Raw genomic sequence first — 10983 nt, 5'->3', positions numbered from 1 at the left:
TCCGTCCGTGGTCGCCCCGGCGAGCGCGGAATCGCGCTCGCCCCCCGCAGGGGCGATCGCGGACGGATTTGCCGCGGGTCAAATCCGTCTGGCGTCGGCGTCGCGGCCAGCCTCTGGCCGGGCTTCCTCTCCACTGTCGCGCAGTGTGCTGGCGCGGCGTCGACACGACAACAGGGCCCCGCGTCCTGATGGCCAATCGCCCGCGATGCTCGTGGACGAGCCCGGCAGATGCGGACGGACGACATCTCGCCAGTCCTTCGCCAAATGTCGCTGGGTCTTGCCCTGCTTCAGAGGTCGGCGAAGACGTCGCGAATTTCGATCGCCAATCCCGGCGGATCGAGCGTCAGAGACCCGTCGTGGCGGACCTCGGCCTCGATCCGGCCCTCGTCGCCGCGGCGATCCAAGATTTCTTCGTCGCGCGGGGCGCGCGCGGCCGGCGGGGTCAGGCGGCGAGGCCGATGCGCTCGGCGGCGGCCCAGGCGCGGGCGAGGCGCAGCGCGTCGGGACCGGCGCGGTGGGGGGCGGGCTCGCGCAGGAGCCGCCAGGCGAGCTCGTCCGCCGCGTAGGGATTGAGCCGCGCCCGGGCGGCGTCGCGGAGGCGCCCGATGGTGAGCCGGGGCCGGGACGGGCCGCGGAGACGGTCGAGCCAGCGCTGGTCCCAGCGCGGGTTGTCGGAGACGAGCTCGAAGCCGGCGAGCGCGTCGGTCGCCGCGGCGACGTCCCCGGCGGGGGCGCCGGCGCGCACCGCGTCGAGGTCGAGGCCGTGGACGGCGGCGGCGTAGTCGGCCCAGTCGTCGAGCGGCCAGTCGGGATGCGGCGCGATCAGGGTCGCGGACATGCGGGCCTCGCCGGCCTCGACCCAGGCGAGGCCGATCTCGATCGGCCAGGACTCCGGCGACAGCGAGGAGGCCTCGAAGTCGAGGAAGAGGAGCGGCGCGTCGGCGCCGGGCGGCGGAAGGGAGAGGAGGGTCATGGCAGGGATCTCCCGCTGGTCCGGCTGGCGGAGGGCGAGCGGGGAGCTTCGGTTCCGTATTCGTGGAGGGCGCATATGGAGCGGCGGGCTCCCCGGGCGCAAGGCCCTGCGCCGCGAGGAAACGCAACGCTGCTTTTCCGGCCGTGCATGGCGATTCTCCCGGTCGGCGGCTCGCGCCGCCGCGGGAGCCGCCTTAGCCGGCGTTCGTTACGCGGATGTTACGGCCGGCCCGCTCGCGCCGCCGATGGGGCCGCGGGCGCCGCCGGTCTGGCCGCGGTCGAGGAGCAGGTGGTCGAGGATCACGCAGGCGAGCATGGCCTCGCCGACCGGGACGGCGCGGATGCCGACGCAGGGGTCGTGGCGGCCCTTGGTGACGATCTCGGTCTCCTCGCCGGCCATGGTGATGGTGCGGCGGGGGGTGAGGATCGAGGAGGTGGGCTTGACGGCGAAGCGGGCGACGACGTCCTGGCCGGTGGAGATGCCGCCGAGGATGCCGCCGGCGTGGTTCGAGGAGAAGCGGGGCACGCCGTCGTCGCCCATGAGGATCTCGTCGGCGTTCTCGACGCCGGTGAGCGCGGCGGCGGCCATGCCGGCGCCGATCTCGACGCCCTTGACGGCGTTGATCGTCATCAGCGCCATGGTGATGTCGCTGTCGAGCTTGGCGTAGATGGGGGCGCCGAGGCCGGCGGGGACGCCCTCGGCGACGAGCTCGACGACGGCGCCGACGGAGTTGCCGGACTTGCGGAGGCCGTCGAGATAGGCGGCCCAGCCCTCGGCGGCCGTCGCGTCGGGGGACCAGAAGGGGTTCCTCGGCACCTCGTCCCAGTCCCAGGCGGCGCGGTCCACGGGTCGGTCGCCGATCTGGACGAGGGCGCCGCGGATGCGGACGGCGGGGGCGAGGGCGGCGAGGACGGCGCGGGCGACGCCGCCGGCGGCGACGCGGGCGGCGGTCTCGCGGGCGGAGGAGCGGCCGCCGCCGCGGTAGTCGCGCAGGCCGTACTTGAGGTGGTAGGTGATGTCGGCGTGGCCGGGCCGAAATTTCGCGGCGATGTCGCCGTAGTCCTTCGACCGCTGGTCGGTGTTGCGGATCAGGAGCGAGATCGGCGTGCCGGTCGTCAGGCCGTCGAAGACGCCGGAGAGGATCTCGACCTGGTCGGGCTCCTGGCGCTGGGTGGTGAAGCGGCTCTGGCCCGGGCGGCGGGCGTCGAGCCAGGGCTGGATGTCGGATTCAGTGAGGGCGACGCCGGGCGGGCAGCCGTCGACGACGCAGCCGAGCGCCGGCCCGTGGCTCTCGCCCCAGGTGGTGACGCGGAACAGGTGGCCGAAGCTGTTGAACATGCGCGCCTCCGTCGCGGAGGCCCCACCTAGCCCGGCCGGCCCCCGGAGGTAAAGCGGGTCGGCGTCGCGCGGCGCCGGGCGGGGTTCGCGGGCGAGAGGCGGTCAGCGGCGCCAGACGCCGAGGGCGCGGAGCTCGCTGGAGGAGAGGTCGAGCATGCGGCCGGTGAGGAGGCACCAGGCCGGCGGGGCCGCGAGGGGGAGCGCGCGGGCGGCGGCGGGGGGCAGACGCCAGCGGGCGAAGCGGCGGGCGGCGGGGGAGAGGCCGGCGCGGAGCTGGTCGCCGGGCCGCGCCAGCACGCCGACGGGGACGAGGCCCATGATCTCCTCCCAGCGGCCCCAGCGGTGGAAGCCGGCGAGGTTGTCGGCGCCCATCAGCCAGACGAAGCGGACGCCCGGGTAGCGGCGGCGGAGGGCGGCCAGGGTGTCTGCGGTGGCGCGGGTGCCGAGGCGGGCCTCGAGGTCGGTCACCTCGACGCGGGGGCGGCGCATGAGGGCGCGGGCGGCGGCGAGGCGGCGGCCGAGGTCGGCGGGGGCGTCGGGCTTGATCGGGTTTCCCGGACTGACGAGCCACCAGACGCGGTCGAGGCCGAAGCCCTTCATCGCCCATTTCGTCACGTGGACGTGGCCGGCATGAGGCGGGTCGAAGGAGCCGCCGAGGAGGCCCACGCGCATCCCGGGCCGGGCGACCGGATATCCTGGCAAGCGCTTCCCTCGTCCCGTGTTTTTGGCAGCTAAGCAAGTCGCCACGTATCACGTCAATCGTGATTCTCCACGACGGCCTTCCAATCCAGTGCGGAATTAAGTATCTGATATTACTTCATTGTGAGGCCAGCCCTATCCACAGCGACGTCACCCCTCCGACGCGCCGGCGCGGGAGCCGAGGCGTTTCACGCGCTCGCGCAGGGACTGGAAGATCACGTAGAGGGCGGGGATCACGAAGATGCCGATGACCGCGGCGGCGAGCATGCCGCCTGCGACGGCGGTGCCGACGGCGCGGCGGGAGAGCTCGGCGGCGCCTTGGGCGCGGACGAGCGGGATCAGGCCGGCGATGAAGGCGAAGCTCGTCATCATCACCGCGCGGAAGCGCAGGCGCGCGGCGTGGGTGGCGGCGTCGAGGATCGGCTCGCCCTTCTCGCGCAGGTCCTTGGCGAACTCGACGATCAGGATGGCGTTCTTGGCGGCGAGGGCGATCAGCACGACGAGGCCGATCTGGGCGTAGATGTCGAAGGCGAGCCCGGTGACCAGCAGCGCCGCGAAGGCGCCGGCGACGCCGACCGAGACGGAGAGCAGGACGGGGACGGGGATCGTCCAGCTCTCGTAGAGGCCGACGAGGAAGAGGTAGGCGAAGAGGAGCGCGAGCGCGAGGATCGAGGTGGTCTGGCCGGCGGCGGCGAGCTCCTGCAGCGCGGTGCCCGACCATTCGAAGGCGTAGCCGGCGGGGAGCGCGGCGAGCGAGACCTCGGCCATGGCCTGGAGCGCCGTGCCGGAGGCGACGCCGGGGGCGGGGCCGCCTTGCAGGGTGACGGAGCGGGCGTTGTTGAAGCGCACGATCGAATCGGGGCCGACGTCGAGCCGGGCGGTGGCGACGGCGGCGACGGGGACCATCTCGCCGCCCGCGTTCCGCACGTTGATCCGGCCGATGTCGGGCAGGTCGAAGCGGTCGCTTTCCTGCCCTTGCAGGGTGACGCGCCAGGCGCGGCCGAAGAGGTTGAAATCGTTGACGTAGACCGAGCCGAGGACGCCGGAGAGGGCGTTGAAGAGGTCGGAGACCGGCACGCCGAGGCTTTGCAGGCGGTCGCGGTCTATGTCGAGGAACACCCGGGGCGCGTTCGCGGCGTAGGTGGTGAAGACGTTGGCGAGCCGCGGGTCCTGGTTCGCGGCCACCATCAGGCCGCCGGCGGTGGCGGCGAGGTCGATGGCGTCGCGGCCCTGGCGGTCGACGAGCTGGTACTCGAAGCCCGAGCCGGTGCCGAGGCCGATGATCGGCGGCAGGTTGTAGGCGAAGACGAGGGCCTCGCGCACGCCGGCGCCGAGCTGGTTGGCGCGGCGGATGGCGCTCTGGATGTCGAGGCCGGGCCCCTTGCGGTCGGCGAAGGGGGCCATGCGGACGATGATCGCGCCGGCGGAGGACTTCGCCATGCCGTCGAGGAAGCTGTAGCCGCCGATCGAGACGACGGATTCGACGCCGGGGATGGTGGCGAAGGCGGCCTCGACCTGGCGCATCGCGGCGTCGGTGCGGTTCGCGGAGGCGCCGGCGGGCAGGCGCACCTCGGCGAAGAAGGCCCCCTGGTCCTCGGCGGGGAGGAAGCCCGAGGGCACCCGCCCGGCGAGCCAGCCGGCGGCGACGATGGCGGCGGCGAGCGCGAGGAGGCCGAGGATCGCCCGGCGGGCGATGGCGCCGGCGATGCGGGCGTAGCCGTCGCGGGCGCCGTCGATGCGCCGCGAGATCCAGCCCATGATGCCGCGCGGGGGGCCGTGGTGCTTTTTCAGCACGAGCGCGCAGAGGGCGGGGGAGAGGGTGAGCGCGTTGATCGCCGAGATCACCATGGAGACCGAGACGGCGACGGCGAATTGCTGGAAGAGCTGGCCGGAGATGCCGGGGATGAAGGCGACGGGGACGAAGACGGAGAGGAGCACGAGGGTGATGGCGACGATCGCGCCGGTGATCTCGCGCATGGCGAGGCTCGCGGCCTCGGCGGCGCTCATCTCGGGGTTCTCCGACATCACCCGCTCGACGTTCTCGACGACGACGATGGCGTCGTCGACGACGATGCCGATGGCGAGCACCAGCGCCAGCAGCGAGACGGTGTTGAGCGAGAAGCCGAGCATCGCCATGACGGCGAAGACGCCGATCAGCGCGACGGGGACGGCGATGATCGGGATCAGCGTGGCGCGGAGCGAGCCGAGGAACACGAAGACCACGATGGCGACGAGGACGAAGGCCTCGATCAGCGTCTTCACCACCTCGTGGACGCTGTCGGAGACGAACTCCGAGGTGTCGTAGGTGACGTTGTAGGCGACGCCCTCCGGCATGGTCGTGGCGGCGTCGGCGAGCACCTGCTTGACGCCGGCGGCGGCGGCGAGCGCGTTGCCGCCCGGGGCGAGGTAGACGCCGAACATGGCGCTCTCCTTGCCGTCGATGCGGGCGAAGGTGTCGTAGTTCTGCGCGCCGAGGATCACCCTTCCGACGTCGCCGACACGGATGAAGCCGCCGTCGGGGTCGGCGCGGACGACGATGTTCTCGAACTCGGCCGGCTCGGAGAGGCGGCCGACGGTGGTGAGCGTGAACTGGAAGACCGGATCCTCGGCCATCGGCTGCGCGCCGAGCCGGCCGATCGCCGCCTGGACGTTCTGGCTGCGGATGGCGGCGATGACGTCGGCGGGGGTGAGGTCGAGGTTGGTCAGGCGGTCGACGTCGAGCTCGACCCGCATGGAGAAGTCGCGCGGGCCGAACATGGTGACGTCGCCGACGCCGGGGACGCGCTTCAGCGCGTCGAGGATGTTCAGGCGGGCGTAGTTCGAGAGGAAGAGCGCGTCGTGCTGGCCGGTGTCGGAGTAGAGGTTCGCGGCGATCAGGAGGGCGGCGGAGACCTTCTTGACGTTGACGCCGGTGCGGCGGACCTCCTCGGGGAGCATGGCCTGCGCCAGCGCCACGCGGTTCTGGACGTTGACCTGGGCGATGTCGGGGTCGGTGCCGACCGCGAAGGAGACGGAGAGGCTGTAGCTGCCGTCCGAGCCGCTGGTCGAGCGCATGTAGATCATGTCGTCGACGCCGATCACCGCGTCCTCGATCGGCTGGGCGACGGAGGTCTCGACGGCCTCGGCGCTGGCGCCGGGGTAGGAGGCGGTGACGGAGACCTGCGGCGGCACGATGTCGGGGAACTGCGCGACCGGCAGGCGGGTCAGCGAGACGAGCCCGGCGATGACGATGACGATCGAGATGACCGCGGCGAGGCGCGGGCGGGCGATGAAGACGTCGGAGATCATCGGGTCAGCCGTTCCCGGCGGCGAGCGCCGCGTCGACCTTCATCCCCGGGCGGGCCTTGTTCAGGCCCTCGACGACGACCTGCTCGCCTTCCTTGAGGCCTTGCGTGACCACGGTGCGGCCGTCGACGGTCTGGGCCGTGTCGACGCGGCGCTGCTCGACGACGCCTTCGGGCGTGACGACGAGAGCGAAGAAGCCCTGGAGGTCGCGGCTGATGGCGCGGCTCGGCACGGTGAGCAGGCGCTGGGGCGTCTCGGTGCGCAGTGTGCCGCGGACCAGCGCGCCGTCGCGGAGGCGGCCGTCGGGGTTGGGGAAGACGGCGCGAATCAGGATCGTGTCGGTGCCCGGGGCGACGCGGGCGTCGGCATAGTCGATGTCGCCGGGGTGCGGATAGGCGGAGCCGTCGGCGAGGGTGAGGCCGACGGCGCCGATGCGCGAGGCCTCGCCGGCGGCGACGCGGGCGTTGAACTCGAGCGTGAGGCGCTCGGGGATGGGGAACTCGACGGTCATCGGGTCGATGCGGGTCAGGGTGACCAGCGGGCCGCTGTCGGGGCTGACGAGGGCGCCGACGTCGACGGTGGCGAGGCCGGGGATGCCGGCGAAGGGGGCGGTGATGCGGGTGTAGGAGAGGTCGAGCGCCGCGCGGTCGCGCTGGGCCTGAAGCTGATCGACGGAGGCGACCGCCTTGGCGAGGTTCGCCTCGGCGACGTCGAGGACCGCCTGGGCGGCGGCCTGGCGCTGGACGAGGGTCTTCTGGCGGTCGCGCTCGATCTCGGCGAGCTTGCGCTCGGCCTCGGCGGCGGCGATCGAGGCCTCGATCTGGGCCAGCGTGGCGCGGTAGGCGGCGTCCTCGATGCGGAAGAGCAGCGCCCCTTCCGCGACGGGGGCGCCCTCGACGAAGGGGCGCTCCTCGACGAAGCCGGAGACGCGGGCGCGGATGTCGACCTTCTGCTGCGCGACCGCGCGGCCGGTGAACACCGCCTCCTCGTTGACGTCGGTGGTCTCGGCGAGCGCCACGGTCACCGCCGGGAGGGGGGCCTGTTGCTGGGCCGCGGACGGGCCCGGGTCGACGAGCGCCGCGATGAGGGCGGCGAGCGCGAGGCCGGCGAGCGGGGCGAGATGGCGCATGGCGTCCCTCCTTGGTCTGCCGAGCAGTAGCGCCCCGGGAGCGGCCGCGTCCACCGCGATCAGCGGCGGATTGGCGCGGAGCGTGGCGCGGGCGTTCGCGGGGCCGGCGTCGGGGTGACGGGTGGGCCGAGGTCGGGGGCGTGCCCGGGCGCTGCCGCGATCAGCCGCGGATGGCGCGGAGCATGGCGTCGACGTTCGCGGGGTCGGCGTCGGGGGTGATGCCGTGGCCGAGGTTGAAGACGTGCGGGCCGCCGGCGAAGGCCTCGACGCAGGCGCGGGTCGCGCGGTCGAGGGCCTGGCCGCCGAGGACGAGGAGGAGGGGGTCGAGGTTGCCCTGCACGCAGGCCCCGGGCTGCACCGCGCGCGCCGCCCAGGCGGGGTCGACGCCGGCGTCGAGGGCGACCGCGTCGACCCCGGTGGCCGCGGCGAAGCCGGCGTAGCCGGCGCCGGCGCCGCGGGGGAAGCCGATGATTGGCAGGCCGGGGTGGCGGCGGCGCAGCTCGGCGGCGATGCGGGCGGCGGGGGCGACGACGTGGCGGTGGAAGAGCGGGCCGGGGACGGCGCCGGCCCAGCTGTCGAAGAGCTTCACCGCCTCGGCGCCGGCCTCGACCTGGGCGGAGAGGTACTCGATGGTCGCCGCGGAGATCGTCTTGATCAGCGCGTCGAAGGCGGCGGGGTCGGCCCAGGCCATGCGGCGGGCCGGGGCCTGGTCGGGCGTGCCGCGGCCGGCGGTCATGTAGGTGGCGACCGTCCAGGGCGCGCCGGCGAAGCCGATGAGCGTCGTCTCGGGCGGCAGCGCGGCGGCGACGCGGCGCACCGTCTCGTAGACGGGCGCGAGGGTATCGTGGATCGCCGCGACCGGGCGCAGGCCGGCGACGCCGGCGGCGGTCGTCACCGTGGAGAGCCGCGGCCCCTCGCCCTCGACGAAGCGGAGGTCGAGGCCGAGGGCCTGCGGGACGAGCAGGATGTCGGCGAAGAGGATCGCGGCGTCGAAGCCGTAGCGGCGGATCGGCTGGAGCGTCACCTCGGCGGCGAGCTCGGGCGTGTAGCAGAGGTCGAGGAAGCTGCCGGCCTTCGCCCGCGTGGCGCGGTATTCCGGCAGGTAGCGCCCGGCCTGCCGCATCATCCAGACCGGGGGCGCCGGCAGGGTCTCGCCGCGCAGCGCCCGCAGCATCGGCTTCGTCCCGGCCATCCGTCCTCGCCTCGCTTCCCGCGCGCCCCGGCTTCCTCGCACGGGGCGGGCGCGAAGGGAAGCGGGCCGGCGTGGCGCGCGATGGCAAGCGCGGCGGCAGGAATCCGGTAGATCTCGGGGCGCGGCTGGCCTAGGTCGCGGTCACCGGCCCCGGAGGAGCTCCCCGATGAAGCCTCTTTGCCCCGCCATTCCTGCGCTCCTGGCCGGGGCGCTGGCCGCCGGGCCCGCGGCCGCCCAGAGCGCGCAGGACCTCGCCAAGCAGGTGGCGAACCCGGTCGCGAGCCTGATCAGCGTGCCGTTCCAGTACAACTACAACAACGGCTACGGGGCCCAGGACGGGCATCAGAGCTACGTCAACATCCAGCCGGTCTGGCCCTTCGCGCTGACGCCGAAGTGGAACGTCATCGTCCGCACCATCGTGCCGGTGATCGACCAGTCGGACGTGGTTCCGGGGACGGGCTCGCAGTTCGGCCTCGGCGACACCACGCAGAGCCTGTTCCTGTCGCCGAAGGAGCCGGGCCCGGGCGGGCTGATCTGGGGCGTCGGCCCGGCCTTCCTGTGGCCGACGGCGACCGAGGACGAGCTCGGCCAGGGCAAGTGGGGCCTCGGGCCGACCGGCGTGGCGCTGGTGCAGAAGGGGCGCTGGACCTACGGGGCGCTCGCCAACCACATCTGGTCGGTGGCGGACGCGGGCGGCGAGGACCGGCCGGACGTCAGCTCGAGCTTCGTGCAGCCATTCGTGGCCTACAACACCAGGACGGCGGTGACGCTGACGCTGAACTCGGAATCGAGCTACAACTGGAAGGAATCCGAGTGGTCGATCCCGATCAACGCGCTGGTGACCAAGACCACCCATGTCGGCAAGCTGCCGGTGCAGTTCGGCGTCGGCGCCCGCTACTGGGTCGAGACGCCGGAGAGCGGGCCGGACGGCTGGGGCGCGCGGGCGGTGGTGACCTTCCTGTTCCCGAAGGGCAAGGCGTGAGAGGGCAAGGCTTGACGGGGAAAGGCGTGATCTCGGGCGCACGTGCTTGCTTCCCTTCCGCGGGACTCCGGCGCTCCCCGGCATCGCCCGGTGCATTGCCCGGCGAGCGCGACGCCCGGCGCCCCTCGTCCCTGCGCGCCGACGCGCTCCGCGGCGACGACCGGCGCGACGCGGCGCGGCGCGCGCGCCGGGCGAGGAAGGGCCTGCCCCTGGCCGCCAGGACGAGGGCCCGGCCGTGAGCGGCCGCGTCCCCGGGACGGGCCGGCCGCTGCGCATCGGCACCCGCGGCAGCCCGCTGGCGCTGGCGCAGGCGCGCGAGACGCGCGCGCGGCTGATGGCGGCGCATGGCCTGCCGGAGGCGGCCTTCGAGATCGTGCCGATCCGCACCACCGGCGACCGGGTGCAGGACCGTCCGCTGTCGGAGCTGGGCGGCAAGGGGCTCTTCACCCGCGAGATCGAGGACGCGCTCCTCGCCGGCGAGATCGACGTCGCGGTGCATTCGATGAAGGACATGCCGACGGTGCAGCCGGAGGGCCTCGTCATCGCCTGCGCGCTGCCGCGCGAGGACCCGCGCGACGGCTTCGTGACGCTGGGGCGCGAGCGCGGCCTCGCCGACCTGCCGGCGGGGGCGGTGGTCGGCACCTCGAGCCTGCGCCGGCGGGCGCAGCTGCTGCGCCGGCGCCCCGACCTCCGCGTGGTCGAGTTCCGCGGCAACGTGCAGACCCGGCTGCGCAAGCTCGGCGAGGGCGTCGCGGCGGCGACCTTCCTCGCGCTCGCCGGGCTCAACCGCCTCGGGACGGCGATCGAGGCGGCGGTGGTCCCGGTCGACCCCGACGAGATGCTGCCGGCGGTGGCGCAGGGCTGCATCGGCGTCGAGGCGCGCGCCGGCGACGCCGGCGTGGCGGCGCTCCTCGCCCCGATCCACGACGCGCCGACCGGCCTGCGCCTCGCCGCCGAGCGCGCCTTCCTCGCCCGCCTCGACGGCTCGTGCCAGACGCCGATCGCCGCGCTGGCCGAGCTCGACGGCGACCGCCTGCGCCTCCGCGGCGAGATCCTCGCCCCGGACGGCGCATCGGCCTTCGCCGACGCGGCGGAAGGCGCGGCCGCCGACGGCCCCGCCCTCGGCGCGGCCCTCGCCGCTTCGCTGCTCGCCCGCGCGCCCCGCGGCTTCTTCGCCGCCGAAGGGCGTTGAAGTGGGCAAAAGGCTCCTCTAAGGAGCGGGGAACGAGTCGCTGCGGTAGCTCAGTGGTAGAGCACTCCCTTGGTAAGGGAGAGGTCGAGGGTTCAATCCCCTCCCGCAGCACCATGAAATATCCCGAAAATCCGCTTTTCTTTGGCATCCACCCGGGCACCAACCCGGGCAGTAACCATGCCTTTTTCAGTGC

8 protein-coding genes and 1 tRNA gene are annotated in these 10983 nt (G+C 73.7%); 3 read left to right on the top strand and 6 right to left on the bottom strand.

Annotated features, from left to right (window positions below; genetic code table 11):
* Positions 1-442: 442 nt before the first annotated feature.
* The 6 genes from KBB57_RS19420 to hemE all read right to left on the bottom strand — a co-directional run bounded on the left by KBB57_RS19420 (position 443) and on the right by hemE (position 8616).
* Positions 443-973 carry a hypothetical protein gene (locus KBB57_RS19420; RefSeq protein WP_290753884.1) on the bottom strand — a complete coding sequence of 177 codons (531 nt, stop codon included), beginning with the start codon at positions 971-973 and terminating at the stop codon, positions 443-445.
* 207 nt (positions 974-1180) lie between these two features.
* Entirely contained in the window at positions 1181-2311 is a 1131-nt protein-coding gene (aroC, locus tag KBB57_RS19415) for a chorismate synthase (protein WP_290753881.1), read from the bottom strand.
* A gap of 102 nt (positions 2312-2413) precedes the next feature.
* Positions 2414-3013 carry a nicotinate-nucleotide adenylyltransferase gene (locus tag KBB57_RS19410; RefSeq protein ID WP_290753878.1) on the bottom strand — a complete coding sequence of 200 codons (600 nt, stop codon included), beginning with the start codon at positions 3011-3013 and terminating at the stop codon, positions 2414-2416.
* 147 nt (positions 3014-3160) lie between these two features.
* The gene (locus KBB57_RS19405) at positions 3161-6298 is read right to left on the bottom strand and encodes an efflux RND transporter permease subunit (RefSeq protein WP_290753875.1); all 3138 of its coding nucleotides are present in this window, start codon (positions 6296-6298) and stop codon (positions 3161-3163) included.
* Positions 6299-6302: 4 nt separating this feature from the next.
* A complete protein-coding gene (locus KBB57_RS19400; protein ID WP_290753873.1) occupies positions 6303-7424 on the bottom strand; it encodes an efflux RND transporter periplasmic adaptor subunit in 1122 nt (373 codons plus the stop codon).
* Between the two features lie 160 nt (positions 7425-7584).
* Positions 7585-8616 (bottom strand): uroporphyrinogen decarboxylase, encoded by a 1032-nt coding sequence (hemE, locus tag KBB57_RS19395; RefSeq protein ID WP_290753870.1) that lies wholly within the window; start codon positions 8614-8616, stop codon positions 7585-7587.
* Positions 8617-8782: 166 nt separating this feature from the next.
* Here hemE and KBB57_RS19390 point away from each other — a divergent pair, with 166 nt between their 5' ends.
* The 3 genes from KBB57_RS19390 (at position 8783) to KBB57_RS19380 (ending at position 10904) form a co-directional block, all read left to right on the top strand.
* On the top strand, positions 8783-9598 hold the full coding sequence (locus KBB57_RS19390) for a transporter (RefSeq protein ID WP_290753868.1): 816 nt from the start codon (positions 8783-8785) through the stop codon (positions 9596-9598).
* Between the two features lie 235 nt (positions 9599-9833).
* Complete coding sequence (gene hemC / locus KBB57_RS19385) at positions 9834-10790, top strand: hydroxymethylbilane synthase (protein ID WP_290753865.1); 957 nt, start codon at positions 9834-9836, stop codon at positions 10788-10790.
* A 39-nt stretch (positions 10791-10829) separates the two neighbouring features.
* Positions 10830-10904, top strand: a tRNA-Thr gene (locus KBB57_RS19380).
* Positions 10905-10983 lie beyond the last annotated feature (79 nt).

Origin of the sequence: Amaricoccus sp., from assembly GCF_017993425.1 — a bacterium.
Taxonomy (GTDB): Bacteria; Pseudomonadota; Alphaproteobacteria; order Rhodobacterales; family Rhodobacteraceae; genus Amaricoccus.
Note: the sequence above shows the minus strand (reverse complement) of the source record. Positions and strands in the feature narration are given on the sequence as shown.

Bases quoted from the DNA above. Each gene is read 5' to 3' on its own strand.
- KBB57_RS19420 (WP_290753884.1), bottom strand. From the start codon at position 973: ATGACCCTCCTCTCCCTTCCGCCGCCCGGCGCCGACGCGCCGCTCCTC.
- aroC (WP_290753881.1), bottom strand. From the start codon at position 2,311: ATGTTCAACAGCTTCGGCCACCTGTTCCGCGTCACCACCTGGGGCGAG.
- KBB57_RS19405 (WP_290753875.1), bottom strand. From the start codon at position 6,298: ATGATCTCCGACGTCTTCATCGCCCGCCCGCGCCTCGCCGCGGTCATC.
- KBB57_RS19400 (WP_290753873.1), bottom strand. From the start codon at position 7,424: ATGCGCCATCTCGCCCCGCTCGCCGGCCTCGCGCTCGCCGCCCTCATC.
- hemE (WP_290753870.1), bottom strand. From the start codon at position 8,616: ATGGCCGGGACGAAGCCGATGCTGCGGGCGCTGCGCGGCGAGACCCTG.
- KBB57_RS19390 (WP_290753868.1), top strand. From the start codon at position 8,783: ATGAAGCCTCTTTGCCCCGCCATTCCTGCGCTCCTGGCCGGGGCGCTG.